Here is a 12,785-nt window from a genome sequence, read left to right as displayed (position 1 = left end):
GTCGATTCGGGATCCGGGGGCGACAGACGCCGAGTTTCAGATACCATCGGTATGCGAATACCGAAGGAGCCAGCCGTGTCCCAGACGAGAGTGAGCCGGGCCGAGCGTCAGCAGCAGACGCGCGAACGCCTCATCGAGGTGGCCACCGAGATGTTCCTCGACGTCGGGTACTCCGGCACGTCGCTGGACAAGGTGGCCGTCGAGGCCGGCTTCTCCAAGGGTGCGGTCTACTCCAACTTCGCCGGCAAGGAAGAGCTCTGCATGGCGGCGCTCGACACGATCCACGCCGAGAAGATCCGCCTCGTGCACCAGATGTTCACCGAGGACACGTCGATAGAGACGCGCCTCAAGAGCTTCGTCGAGTGGTCGCGATCGGGTCTGGGCGAGCCGCGCTGGACGGCGCTCGAGGTGGAGTTCGCCGCCGTCGCGCGGCACAACCCCTGGGTCGCGTCCGAGCTGGTGAAGCGTCACCGCGAGGTGCGTCGGCTCATCGCCCAGCTGATCTCGGCGACCGTGGAGGACGCCGGCCTGGAGACGACGGTGCCGGTCGAGCACGTGGCCACGGCCCTGTTGGCGCTCGGCGCGGGTCTGGGCGGCCTGCGCGCGCTCGACCCGAAGGTCGACATGGACGTGTTCGGTGACGTGCTCGCCGGACTGGTCAGGCCCCGGAGGGACCCGGCGGCTCAGTAGCCGCCGTTGGCCGTGAACCGCTCGAGGCTGGCCTTGATCTCGGCCTCGGCCTGTTCGCGGCCGACCCACTCGGACCCCTCCTCGACGGACTTGCCGGGCTCGAGGTCCTTGTAGCTGGTGAAGAAGTGCTCGATCTCCTGCAGGTCGAAGTCCGACACGTCGGTGACGTCCTGCAGGTGGTCGTGGCGCGGGTCGCCCGCGGGGACGCACAGGATCTTGTCGTCGCCGCCGGCCTCGTCGGTCATCTTGAACATGCCGATCGCGCGGCACTCGATGACGCAGCCGGGGAAGGTCGGGAAGGGCAGGATGACCAGCGCGTCGAGCGGGTCGCCGTCGTTGCCGAGGGTGTTGTCGATGAAGCCGTAGTCGGCCGGGTACTGCATCGACGTGAAGAGCGTGCGGTCCAGCCGGATGCGGTGGGTCTTGTGGTCGAGCTCGTACTTGTTCCGCTCGCCCTTGGGGATCTCCACGGTGACGTCAAAGAACACGGTTCCTCCGGCTTGGTCTTGATGGGTGTCACATAGTCTGACGCACGTGACGGCCCGTGGTCCCCGCAGGGGGGAGAGAGTGCATGCGGCCTGGGTGCTGCCGCTGCTCGTGCTCGTGACGCTGGCGTCGATCACCTGGCTGTACGTCCGCGGCGACCTGAACCCCATCTTGTGCGACGGGCCGTGCGGACCGCAATTCGTGACCGCGCCCGTGGGCCTGGAGCCGGCCTCGCCGGACCCCGCGCGGGCGGCCTCGGTCGGCTCGGGTCCGATCACGGCGGGCGAGCTGGAGGCCGCGGTGGCGGGTCCGCTCCGCTCCGACGCGCTCGGCGGCCGCACCAGCCTGGTCGCCCTCGACGCGCGCGACGGCACGGTGCTGGCCGACGAGTCCGACGGAGCCCACGTCCCGGCCTCCACGACCAAGGTCCTCACGGCGGTCGGCGCCCTGGCCGAGCTGGGCCCCGACGCCACCTTCACCACCTCGGTCGTGCGCGACGGCAGCCGGCTCGTCCTGGTCGGCGGCGGCGACCCCTACCTGAGCGACGTCCGGACGAAGGGCTCACCGGTCGAGCGCGCCGACCTCGCCACCCTGGCCGCGGCCACGGCGAAGCAGGTCGGCGACCAGCAGGTCAGCCTCGGCTACGACGTCTCCTTGTTCTCCGGCCCGTCCGTGAGCCCGGCGTGGGAGGACGGCTACGTCGGTGCGGTCGTCGCGCCGGTCAGCCCGCTGTGGATCGACCGTGGCCGCGTCGGCGCCGCCCGCTCCACCGATCCGGCCGGCGACGCCGCGCGCCGCTTCGCCGAGCTGCTGCGGGCGCGCGGGGTCGACGTGACGGGCGAGCCGCAGCAGGCCGAGGTGCCCGCGGACGCGACGCGCGTGGCCGCCGTCCGCAGCGCCCGGCTCTCGCGCATCGTCGAGCAGTTCCTCGCCGACTCCGACAACGAGGTCGCCGAGGTGCTGCTGCGTCAGGCCGCGATCGCGGCGGGGGAGCCCGGCTCGTTCGCCGGGGGTGCGAAGGTGGTGAGCCAGGTCCTGCGGCAGGCGGGCGTGACGACGGAGGGACTCGTGCTGTACGACGGCAGCGGCCTGTCGCGCAAGAACCGCATCGCGGCGCGCACCCTGGCCGAGACGATGGTCGAGGTGGCGGCGACCCCTCGCCTGGGGTCGGTGCTGAGCGGCCTGCCCGTCGGCGGCTTCAGCGGCACCCTCGAGAACCGCTACGACCGCGCCGGCGACGCACGGGGTCGCATCCGGGCGAAGACCGGCACGCTCACGGGCGTCCACTCCCTCGCCGGGGTGGTCACCCTCTCGGGCGGGCGGCCCGTGGCGTTCGCGCTGATGGCCGACGACACCGAGCAGGTCAACCCGTTCGAGACCCAGGCCGCACTCGACCGCGTGACGGTCGCGATGGCCGACTGCGCCTGCGGGGCCCGCTGATGGCGCGCCTCGTCGACCGCCTCCCGTCGGGCACCACCGACGACGTCGACGCCGTCCACGAGGCGATCCTGCAGTGGGTCGAGGACCGCGGACTGACCCTCTACCCGGCGCAGGACGAGGCGATCCTCGAGATGGTCGCCGGCTCGAACGTCGTCCTCGCCACCCCCACCGGCTCGGGCAAGAGCCTCGTCGCCACCGCCGCGATGGGCGCCGCCCTCGCCCGTGGCGAGTGCAGCGTCTACACCGCGCCGATCAAGGCGCTCGTGAGCGAGAAGTTCTTCGACCTGTGCGAGATCTTCGGCGCCGAGAACGTCGGCATGGTCACGGGCGACGCCGCGGTCAACGCCGACGCCCCGATCATCGCCGCCACGGCCGAGATCCTCGCGAACATGGCGCTGCGCGAGGGCGCGGACGCCGACATCGGCCTCGTCGTGATGGACGAGTTCCACTTCTACGCCGACCCCGAGCGCGGCTGGGCCTGGCAGGTGCCGCTCATCGAGCTGCCGCGCGCGCAGTTCCTCCTGATGTCCGCCACGCTCGGCGACACCACGCGCCTCGAGGCCGACCTCGCCCGCCGCACCGGCCGCGAGACCGTCGCGGTCACGTCGGTCGAGCGACCCGTCCCGCTCGTCAGCGAGTACGTCACGACGCCGGTGCACGAGACGCTCGAGCAGCTCGTCGAGACGCACCAGACCCCGGTCTACGTCGTGCACTTCTCACAGGCCGCCGCGCTCGAGCGGGCGCAGGCGCTCACCAGCGCCAAGGTCGCCACGCGCGCCGAGCGCGACGCGATCGCCGAGGCGCTCGGCGACTTCCGCTTCACCTCGGCGTTCGGCAAGACGCTCTCGCGGCTGATCCGCATGGGGATCGGCGTGCACCACGCGGGCATGCTGCCGCGCTACCGCCGCCTCGTCGAGACCCTCACGCAGCAGGGACTGCTCAAGGTCGTGTGCGGCACCGACACGCTCGGCGTCGGCATCAACGTGCCGATCCGCACGGTGCTGTTCAGCGGGCTGAGCAAGTACGACGGCACCCGTCAGCGACACCTCCAGGTGCGCGAGTTCCAGCAGATCGCCGGCCGTGCCGGGCGGGCCGGGTTCGACACCGTCGGCCACGTGGTCGTCGAGGCGCCCGAGCACGAGATCGAGAACGCCAAGCTCGTGCGCAAGGCCGGCGACGACCCGAAGAAGCTCAAGCGCATCCAGCGCAAGAAGCCCCCCGAGGGGTTCGTCTCGTGGGGCCACGGCACGTTCGAGCGCCTCGTCAACGGCACGCCCGAGGCGCTGCACTCGCGGATGAAGGTCAGCCACGCGATGGTCCTCGACGTCATCACCCGGCCCGGTGACGCGCGGGCCGCCCTGGAGCACCTCGTGCGCGAGAGCGGCGAGACCGAGGAGTCGCAGGAGCGACTGCTCGCGCAGGTCGACCACATCATCGAGGCGCTGCTGGCCGGGGAGGTCGTCGAGCGGATCGACCCGCCCGACGCCGAGGGTCGCACGCTGCGCCTCACCGTCGACCTGCAGGCCAACTTCGCGCTCAACCAGCCGCTCTCGCCGTTCGCGGTGGCCGCCTTCGACCTGCTCGACCGCGAGTCGCCCACCTACGCGCTCGACGTCGTCTCGGTGGTCGAGTCCACGCTCGACGACCCGCGCCCCATCATCAGCGCCCAGCGCTTCCGCGCCCGCGGCGAGGCCGTCGCCGAGATGAAGATGGACGGCATCGAGTACGACGAGCGGATGGAGCTCCTCGAGGACGTCGAGCACCCGCAGCCGCTGCGCGACCTGCTCGAGGCCGCCTACGAGATGTACCGCCAGGGGCACCCGTGGGTCGCCGACCACGAGCTGCGGCCGAAGTCGGTCGTGCGCGAGATGTGGGAGCGGGCGATGACCTTCTCCGAGCTCATCGCCGACTACCGTCTCGCGCGGTCCGAGGGCCTCGTCCTGCGGTACCTCTCCGACGTCTACAAGACCCTGGTCCGCACCGTGCCCACGGCGGTCCGCGACGACGAGCTGACCGACCTCACCGAGTGGCTCGGCGAGCTCGTGCGCCAGACCGACTCGAGCCTGCTCGACGAGTGGGAGCAGCTCATCGCGCCCGGGGAGGACCCGGCCGACGTGCGTCCGCAGGCCACCGGCGCCGAGACGCCGCGCCCCCTCACCGCCAACGCCCGCGCGTTCCGCGTCCTCGTCCGCAACGCGATGTTCCGCAGGGTCGAGCTGGCCGCCTTCGGCCGCTGGGAGGCCCTCGGCGAGCTCGACGCCGAGGACGGTTGGGACGCGCTCGCCTGGCGCGAGGCGATGCTCGGCTACCGGGAGGAGTACGAGGAGCTCGGCACCGGCCCGTCGGCCCGCGGGCCCGAGCTGTTCATGGTCGAGGACGACAGCACCCGCACGTGGAAGGTGCGCCAGGTCTTCGAGGACCCCGAGGGCGACCGCGACTGGGGCATCGCCGCCGAGGTCGACCTCGACGCCTCCGACGAGCAGGGCGAGCCCGTCGTGCGCGTCCTCGACGTCGGCCCCCGCTGACCCTCCGCGCCCTACCCCCTCCCCACTCTTGGAGCGGGATGCACCGTCTGTCGCCGGATTCACGTGGATCCCGTTCCGAAAGTGAGGGCGGGCCGGGCGAGGGCGCAGGCCGTAGGTTGGACGCCATGATCGACTGGAACGTCGCGCGCTCCACGGCCCGGCGCCTCATGCGGCCCGGACCCGACCTGAGCCCGGCCGAGGTCGAGGACGTCGTCGCCGAGCTCCGCGAGGCCTCGCGCATCGCCGAGGGGCCCGTGCGCGAGTTCACCGGGCTCGTCCCGGCGTACCCCACGCCCGTGCTCGTGGTCGACCGTCCGCGCTGGGCCGACGCGAACCTCGCCGCGTTCGAGGTCCTCATGGGTCCCTTCGACGAGAAGCTGGCGGCGGCGGGCAAGATGCCCACCGGGATCCCGCGTGCGGTCGGCGGACGCGTCACCGGCGCCGAGCTCGGCGCGATCGTGGCGTTCCTCGGCGGCAAGGTGCTCGGCCAGTTCGATCCGTTCGCCGAGGGCGAGCACGGCCCCGGCCGACTCCTGCTGGTGGCTCCCAACGTCGTGCACGTCGAGCGCGAGCTCGGCGTCGACCCCACCGACTTCCGCCGCTGGGTGTGCCTCCACGAGGAGACGCACCGCGCGCAGTTCACGGCCGTGCCCTGGATGCGCGACCACATGCTGGCCCAGGTGGCCCGGCTCATGGACGCCACCGACGTGGGCGGGGGAGCCGTCACCGACATGCTCTCCGAGGCGCTGCCCGAGCTCGTGCGCATCGTCCGCGGCGAGTCCGACAAGTCGCTCTCCGACCTGTTCCAGAACGAGCAGCAGCGCGAGGTCATCGACGGTCTCACGGGCCTCATGTCCCTGCTCGAGGGCCACGCGGACGTGGTGATGGACGACATCGGTCCCGAGGTCGTGCCGAGCGTCGCCGAGATCCGCCGCAAGTTCACGAAGCGCCGCGGCTCGGGCTCGGCCCTGTCGAAGGTGCTGCGCCGCCTGCTCGGCTACGAGGCCAAGATGCGCCAGTACAGCGACGGCGCCAAGTTCGTGCGCGCCGTCACCGACCAGGTCGGCAAGGACGGCTTCGACGCGGTGTGGGCCGACGCCGCCCACCTGCCCACCCGGGCCGAGATCGTCGACCCGAAATCGTGGGTCTCCCGCGTCCACGGCTGAGACGCTGGGTCGGTGAGACCACCCGAAGGTGAGGACCGACCGACGAGCCGCCTCGACGCGCTCGTGGCGCGGGCGCGCCGGCTCGTCGAGCCGCACCTCGCGCCCGGTGCGGTCGTCGCGGTCTCGGGCGGTGCCGACTCGCTCGCGCTGGCCGCGGTCGCCGGGTTCTTCGTGCGCCGCCGCGGGTTGGACGCGCGCGCGGTGGTCGTCGACCACGGCCTCCAGGACGGGTCGGCGGAGGTCGCGTCCCGCGCCGCCGCGCAGTGCGAGGCCCTCGGCCTGCCCGCCACGGTGTGCCGCGTCGAGGTCCGCGACCTCGGCAGCGGACCCGAGGACGCCGCCCGCGTGGCTCGCCATCGGGCCCTGCACGCGGAGGCTGACGGGGCTCCGATCCTGCTCGCCCACACGCTCGACGACCAGGCCGAGTCGGTCCTGCTGGGACTCGCCCGCGGCTCGGGGCCGCGATCGATCGACGGGATGCGGCCCGCCAGCGGAGCCCTGCGCCGTCCGTTCCTCGCGCTGCGTCGCGCCGAGACCGAGCGGATCTGCGCGCTGCACGACGTCGAGCCGTGGCACGACCCGCACAACGACGACCCCGCCTACCGCCGCGTGCGGGTGCGCCACGAGCTGCTGCCGCTGATGGAGGAGGTGCTCGGCGGGGGAGTGGCCGAGGCGCTCGCCCGCACGGCCGACCTCGTGCGCGCCGACGCCGACCTGCTCGACGCGATGGCCTGCGACGAGGCGCCGCCGTCGGGCGCGATCGACGACGTGACGGCGTTCGCCGACCTCGACCCGGCGGTGCGGATGCGCGTCTGGCGACGCCTCGCGGTGGCCGCGGGCGCCGCGGCGGGCGAGCTCTCGCACGCGCACACCCGGGCCCTCGACGGCCTGCTCGACGCCCGCGGCGGCACGCGCATCGAGCTCCCGGGTCACGTCACCGCCGTGCGCGACGGTCGCGGGGTCCGGTTCCTCGACGCACGATGAGGCCTTTCGCCCCGCTGCGGTGCCCGAATGCCTCATCGTTCGTCCCGGCCACCAGGCGACGCCCGATGTCGTCCCTTGTGGCACGCTGACACCGTGGACACCTCGCACGTCGAAGCCGACCTCGACCTGACCCAGACGCTCTTCACCGAGGAGCAGATCAAGGAGAGGCTGGCCGAGCTGGCCCGGCGGATCGAGACCGACTACGAGGGCCGCGAGATCCTGCTCGTCGGCGTGCTGAAGGGCGCGGTCATGGTGATGGCCGACCTCGCGCGCGAGCTGAACCGCCACGTCGAGATCGACTGGATGGCGGTGTCGTCCTACGCCGGCACCAAGTCGTCGGGCGTCGTGCGGATCCTCAAGGACCTCGACACCGACCTCGAGGGACGCCACGTCCTCATCGTCGAGGACATCATCGACACCGGCCTCACCCTGTCGTGGCTCGTGGCCAACCTGAAGTCCCGCGGCCCCGCGTCGGTCGAGATCGCCACGCTGCTGCGCAAGCCCGAGGCCCTCGAGATGCCGGTCGACGTCAAGTACGTCGGCTTCGACATCCCGAACGCGTTCGTCATCGGCTACGGACTGGACTACGACGAGAAGTACCGGAATTTGCGCAGCATCGGCACACTGGCTGAGCACATGTACTCCTGAGCACGTGGCTGAGAGCACCGGACGGAACCAGACCTGCATGAACGACGAGGCGGCATGAACATCAAGAGCGTGTTCAAGGGACCGTGGCTGTGGATCATCCTGATCGCCGGCGTGGTCATCGGCGTCCTGACGTTCTCCGGCTCGGCCGACGGCTACCGCGAGGTCAAGACCGCCACGATGGTGGGCTACTTCGACGACGCGAAGGTCAAGGAGGTCACCTTCGTCGACGGCGACCAGGAGATCCGCGCCACCCTGAAGGGTGACAAGGAGGACAAGGTCAAGGCCACCTGGCTCGGCCAGGACCAGGGCTCGCAGCTCGTCACGCAGGCCCAGGAGCTCGTCAACGACGACAAGATGACCTCCTACAACGTCAAGGTCCCGCCGAAGAACACGCTCCTCTCGGTGCTGCTGAGCTTCCTGCCGTTCGTCATCTTCATCCTCATCTTCCTGTGGCTGATGAACTCGATGCAGGGCGGCGGAGGCCGCGTCATGCAGTTCGCCAAGTCCAAGGCGAAGCTGATGACCAAGGACACCCCGCAGACCACGTTCGCCGACGTCGCCGGCTGCGACGAGGCCATCGAGGAGCTCGGCGAGATCAAGGAGTTCCTCCAGGAGCCCGCCAAGTTCCAGGCCGTCGGCGCGAAGATCCCCAAGGGCGTGCTGCTCTACGGTCCTCCCGGCACCGGCAAGACCCTGCTGGCGCGCGCCGTCGCGGGCGAGGCCGGCGTGCCGTTCTACTCGATCTCCGGCTCGGACTTCGTCGAGATGTTCGTCGGCGTCGGCGCCAGCCGCGTGCGCGACCTGTTCGAGCAGGCGAAGGACAACGCCCCGGCGATCGTCTTCATCGACGAGATCGACGCCGTCGGCCGTCACCGCGGCACCGGCATGGGCGGCGGTCACGACGAGCGCGAGCAGACCCTCAACCAGTTGCTCGTCGAGATGGACGGCTTCGACGTGCGCGGCGGCGTCATCCTCATCGCCGCGACCAACCGTCCCGACGTGCTCGACCCGGCGCTGCTGCGCCCCGGTCGCTTCGACCGCCAGATCGCCGTCGAGGCGCCCGACCTGGCCGGACGCACCCAGATCCTGAAGGTCCACGCCCGGGGCAAGCCGATCGCGCCCGGCGTCGACCTCGAGGCCGTCGCCCGCCGCACCCCCGGCTTCAGCGGCGCCGACCTGGCCAACGTGCTCAACGAGGCCGCGCTGCTCACGGCGCGCAGCTCGGCCACCACGATCGACGACGCCTCCCTCGACGAGGCGATCGACCGCGTGATCTCGGGCCCGCAGAAGCGCACGCGCCTCATGAACGAGCACGAGCGGCTCGTCACCGCCTACCACGAGGGCGGGCACGCCCTGGTGGCCGCGGCGCTGCCGCAGAGCGACCCCGTGCACAAGATCACGATCCTGCCGCGTGGTCGCGCCCTGGGCTACACGATGGTGCTGCCCGACGAGGACAAGTACAGCCAGACCCGCGCCGAGCTGCTCGACAAGCTGGCCTACATGCTCGGTGGCCGTGCCGCCGAGGAGCTCGTGTTCCACAACCCCACCACGGGTGCGGGCAACGACATCGAGAAGGCCACCAGTCTGGCTCGCGCGATGGTCACGCAGTACGGCATGAGCGAGCGCATCGGCGCCGTCCGCTTCGGCGAGGACAACGGCCAGCCGTTCCTCGGTCGCGACATCGGCCACTCGCGCAACTACTCCGAGGAGATCGCCGCGACGATCGACGACGAGATCTCCGCCCTCATCGCGCACGCCCACCAGGAGGCGTTCGACATCCTCGTGGAGAACCGCGAGGTCCTCGACACGCTGGTGCGCGAGCTGATGGAGAAGGAGACGCTCGACAAGGCCCAGGTCGCCCGCATCTTCGAGGCCCTCACCATGCGCGAGATCCGTCCCGCGTGGACCGGCTCCGAGAACCGCCTGCCGTCGACGCAGCCGCCCATCGTCGTGCCGGCACGCAACGGCTCACACGCCGATGCCGGGCCCGAGGACGGTATCGTCGTCGGACCGGACTCCGGCTCGGACGCGCCTCCCGCCGACCAGCCGCAGCCGGGCGAGTCACCCACGAACTGAGGAGCGGCCGTGTCCGTCGACCAGCCCCGAGCCGAGGCAGCCGTCCGCGAGCTGCTCGCGGCCATCGGAGAGGACCCCGACCGCGACGGCCTCCAGGACACCCCCGCGCGCGTCGCGCGGTCGTACGCCGAGCTGCTGCGCGGGTACGACCAGGACGCCAAGGAGGTGCTCTCGGCCGTCTTCGAGGTCGGTCACCGCGAGCTCGTCCTCGTCCGCGACATCGAGCTGTGGAGCATGTGCGAGCACCACATGGTGCCCTTCTTCGGCGTCGCGCACATCGGCTACATCCCCGGCGAGACCGGCCACGTCACGGGCCTGTCGAAGCTGGCGCGGCTCGTCGACGTCTACGCCCGCCGCCTGCAGGTGCAGGAGCGCCTCACCACGCAGGTCGCCGAGGCGATGGTCGACGTCCTCGACCCCGAGGGCGTCATCGTGGTCGTCGAGGCCGAGCACCTGTGCATGACGATGCGGGGCGTCGCCAAGGCCGGCGCCCGCACCATCACCAGCGCCGTGCGGGGCCAGCTGCTCGACCCCGCCACGCGCGCCGAGGCGATGAACCTCATCACCCGGTGAGCTCCCCATGGTGACGCCCCCGATCCCCGGCCTGCCGCAGGACCGGTGCGTCGTGATGGGCGTCGTCAACGTCACGCCGGACTCGTTCTCCGACGGCGGCCGGTGGTTCGACCCCGGCGCCGCCGTCGAGCACGGGCTCGACCTCGTCCGCCGCGGGGCGGATCTCGTCGACGTGGGCGGCGAGTCCACGCGCCCGGGCGCCCTGCCGGTCGACCGCGACGAGGAGCTGCGCCGGGTCGTGCCCGTCGTGCGCCGCCTGGCCGACGCGGGGGTCGTCGTCTCGGTCGACACCATGTGGGCCGAGACCGCGCGCCAGTCGATCGAGGCGGGCGCCGCGATCGTCAATGACGTCTCGGGCGGCCGCGCCGACCCGCAGATGGTGCCCCTCGTGGCCGATGCCGAGGTGCCGTTCGTCGTGATGCACTGGCGCGCCCACTCCGACCGCATGCAGCAGCACACCGACTACACCGACGTGGTCGAGGACGTCGTGGGCGAGCTGCGCGAGCAGTACGCCGCCGTCTGCGAGGCCGGTGTCGACCCCGAGCGCGTGATCCTCGACCCGGGCCTGGGCTTCAGCAAGACCGGTGACCAGAACTGGACGCTGCTCGCGCACCTCGACCGCTTCACCGACCTCGGCCGGCCCCTGCTCGTCGCGGCCAGCCGCAAGGGCTTCCTCGGCGCGCTGCTGGCGGACTCCGTCGGTCCGCGCCCGGTCGACGGTCGCGAGGACGCCACGGCCGCCCTGAGCACCCTCGCGGCGCTGTCCGGCGCGTGGGGCGTGCGCGTCCACGACCCCCGCCGGAGCGCCGACGCCGTCCGCGTGGCCGCCCGGCTGCGCAGCGAGGCCGGCCGTGGCTGACGTCCTCGCGGCCCACCGCGCCTTCTACGACGCGATCGAGACGGGCGACGTCGACCTCATGGCCTCGCTGTGGGTCGACGACGTCGCCACCACCTGCGTGCACCCCGGCGCGCAGCCGCTGAGCGGCACCGGCCCGATCCTGCGGTCGTGGACCGTCCTGATGGCGGGCGTCGGGTACATCCAGTTCTTCCTGACCGACGTCGAGGTCACGCTGCTGCCGGCCACCGACCCCACCACCGCGGTCGTGGTGTGCACCGAGAACATCCTGTCCGACGCGGGCTCGGTCGAGTCGTTCAACGGCGGCAAGGCCGTCGCCACGAGCGTGCTCGTCCGCGATGCGGGACGCTGGCGGTTCTTCGCGCGGCACGCTTCGCCGCTGATCGAACCGGAGGACGCATGACCGAGCACCAGGGCGACCGCATCGAGCTGCGCGGCCTGTCCGCCGTCGGCCACCACGGCGTGTTCGACCACGAACGACGCGACGGACAGACCTTCGTGGTCGACCTCGTGCTGTCGGTCGACCTGCAGCCCGCCGCCGAGTCCGGCGACCTGACGCGCACCGTGCACTACGGCGAACTCGCCGAACAGGTGCACGCGATCATCACGGGCGACCCCGTGGATCTCATCGAGACGTTGGCCCTCCGTATAGTGAGGGCGTGTCTGGGCCACGAGCCCGTCCGCTGGGTCAGCGTGACGGTGCACAAGCCCGAGGCGCCGATCGAGGTGGCGTTCACTGACGTCACCGTGACGATGGAGCGGAGCAAGCTGTGACCGAAGCACCCACGCCGTACGAACTCGACGCCGACACGATGACCGGGGGCATGCGACCCATCCGTCAGGCCGTCCTGTCGATCGGCTCGAACCTCGGCGATCGTGCCGGCCGCCTGCAGGGCGCCGTCTCCGCGCTGGAGGACACCCCCGAGGTGACCGTCGTCGCGATCTCGTCGGTCTACGAGACCGAGCCCGTCGGCGCGCCCGAGGGCTCCGGCGCGTTCCTCAACGCCGTGGTGCTGATCGACACGACCCTCACGGTCCACACGCTGCTCGACCGCGCGCTGGCGATCGAGGACGCGTTCGAGCGCGAGCGCAGCGAGCCGGGCGCCCCGCGCACCCTCGACGTCGACATCATCGTCGTGGGCGACCGCATCGCCAACGACGACTCCCTCGTGCTGCCGCACCCGCGGGCCCACGAGCGCGGCTTCGTGCTCGTGCCGTGGCTCGAGATCGACCCCGAGGGCGAGATCCCCGGGCACGGCTTCGTCGCCGACCTCCTGTCCGGCATCGACACCTCGGGCGTCACCAAGCGCGAGGACGTCGAGATCATCCTGTGACGTCCCG

At 71.7% G+C, this 12,785-nt stretch carries 13 protein-coding genes; 12 read left to right on the top strand and 1 reads right to left on the bottom strand.

Going from position 1 to position 12,785, the window contains the following annotated elements; all coding sequences use genetic code 11:
• Positions 1-75 precede the first annotated feature (75 nt).
• Complete coding sequence (locus tag BJ975_RS13155; protein WP_269305154.1) at positions 76-690, top strand: TetR/AcrR family transcriptional regulator; 615 nt, start codon at positions 76-78, stop codon at positions 688-690.
• Here the strand turns inward: BJ975_RS13155 and BJ975_RS13150 are convergent.
• Entirely contained in the window at positions 684-1,178 is a 495-nt protein-coding gene (locus BJ975_RS13150) for an inorganic diphosphatase (protein WP_179426633.1), read from the bottom strand. The genes BJ975_RS13155 and BJ975_RS13150 overlap by 7 nt on opposite strands.
• A gap of 79 nt (positions 1,179-1,257) precedes the next feature.
• Between BJ975_RS13150 and dacB the strand changes: the two genes are divergently transcribed.
• From dacB to folK, 11 genes are all read left to right on the top strand, one after another.
• On the top strand, positions 1,258-2,616 hold the full coding sequence (gene dacB / locus BJ975_RS13145) for a D-alanyl-D-alanine carboxypeptidase/D-alanyl-D-alanine endopeptidase (protein ID WP_179426631.1): 1,359 nt from the start codon (positions 1,258-1,260) through the stop codon (positions 2,614-2,616).
• Positions 2,616-5,141: a DEAD/DEAH box helicase gene (locus BJ975_RS13140; RefSeq protein WP_179426629.1), complete on the top strand. Its 2,526-nt coding sequence runs from the start codon at positions 2,616-2,618 to the stop codon at positions 5,139-5,141. Before dacB ends, BJ975_RS13140 begins: the two co-directional genes overlap by 1 nt.
• Positions 5,142-5,266: 125 nt before the next feature.
• Positions 5,267-6,307, top strand: a complete 1,041-nt coding sequence (locus BJ975_RS13135) for a zinc-dependent metalloprotease (RefSeq protein ID WP_179426627.1) — start codon at positions 5,267-5,269, stop codon at positions 6,305-6,307.
• A 12-nt stretch (positions 6,308-6,319) separates the two neighbouring features.
• The gene (gene tilS, locus BJ975_RS13130) at positions 6,320-7,291 is read left to right on the top strand and encodes a tRNA lysidine(34) synthetase TilS (RefSeq protein WP_269305159.1); all 972 of its coding nucleotides are present in this window, start codon (positions 6,320-6,322) and stop codon (positions 7,289-7,291) included.
• 93 nt (positions 7,292-7,384) lie between these two features.
• A complete protein-coding gene (gene hpt, locus BJ975_RS13125) occupies positions 7,385-7,939 on the top strand; it encodes a hypoxanthine phosphoribosyltransferase (RefSeq protein ID WP_269305161.1) in 555 nt (184 codons plus the stop codon).
• 54 nt (positions 7,940-7,993) lie between these two features.
• Positions 7,994-10,015, top strand: coding sequence for an ATP-dependent zinc metalloprotease FtsH (gene ftsH, locus BJ975_RS13120; protein ID WP_179426623.1), 2,022 nt, complete (start codon positions 7,994-7,996; stop codon positions 10,013-10,015).
• 9 nt (positions 10,016-10,024) lie between these two features.
• Positions 10,025-10,588, top strand: a complete 564-nt coding sequence (gene folE, locus BJ975_RS13115) for a GTP cyclohydrolase I FolE (protein ID WP_179426621.1) — start codon at positions 10,025-10,027, stop codon at positions 10,586-10,588.
• 7 nt (positions 10,589-10,595) lie between these two features.
• The gene (gene folP, locus BJ975_RS13110; protein WP_223302994.1) at positions 10,596-11,447 is read left to right on the top strand and encodes a dihydropteroate synthase; all 852 of its coding nucleotides are present in this window, start codon (positions 10,596-10,598) and stop codon (positions 11,445-11,447) included.
• Positions 11,440-11,847, top strand: coding sequence for a nuclear transport factor 2 family protein (locus tag BJ975_RS13105; protein WP_179426619.1), 408 nt, complete (start codon positions 11,440-11,442; stop codon positions 11,845-11,847). The genes folP and BJ975_RS13105 overlap by 8 nt, the downstream gene beginning before the upstream one ends.
• On the top strand, positions 11,844-12,218 hold the full coding sequence (gene folB / locus BJ975_RS13100) for a dihydroneopterin aldolase (RefSeq protein WP_179426617.1): 375 nt from the start codon (positions 11,844-11,846) through the stop codon (positions 12,216-12,218). The genes BJ975_RS13105 and folB overlap by 4 nt, the downstream gene beginning before the upstream one ends.
• Positions 12,215-12,778: a 2-amino-4-hydroxy-6-hydroxymethyldihydropteridine diphosphokinase gene (gene folK / locus BJ975_RS13095; protein ID WP_179426615.1), complete on the top strand. Its 564-nt coding sequence runs from the start codon at positions 12,215-12,217 to the stop codon at positions 12,776-12,778. Before folB ends, folK begins: the two co-directional genes overlap by 4 nt.
• Positions 12,779-12,785: the final 7 nt, after the last annotated feature.

Origin of the sequence: Aeromicrobium tamlense, assembly GCF_013408555.1 — a bacterium.
Classification (GTDB): Bacteria; Actinomycetota; Actinomycetes; order Propionibacteriales; family Nocardioidaceae; genus Aeromicrobium; species Aeromicrobium tamlense.
The sequence above is the reverse complement of the archived record's forward strand: the minus strand, read 5'-3'. Positions and strand labels throughout refer to the sequence as shown.

Excerpts from the sequence above, each read along its gene's own strand:
- BJ975_RS13135 (WP_179426627.1), top strand. The coding sequence starts at position 5,267 with ATGATCGACTGGAACGTCGCGCGCTCCACGGCCCGGCGCCTCATGCGG.
- folB (WP_179426617.1), top strand. The coding sequence starts at position 11,844 with ATGACCGAGCACCAGGGCGACCGCATCGAGCTGCGCGGCCTGTCCGCC.
- ftsH (WP_179426623.1), top strand. The coding sequence starts at position 7,994 with ATGAACATCAAGAGCGTGTTCAAGGGACCGTGGCTGTGGATCATCCTG.
- folP (WP_223302994.1), top strand. The coding sequence starts at position 10,596 with ATGGTGACGCCCCCGATCCCCGGCCTGCCGCAGGACCGGTGCGTCGTG.
- BJ975_RS13140 (WP_179426629.1), top strand. The coding sequence starts at position 2,616 with ATGGCGCGCCTCGTCGACCGCCTCCCGTCGGGCACCACCGACGACGTC.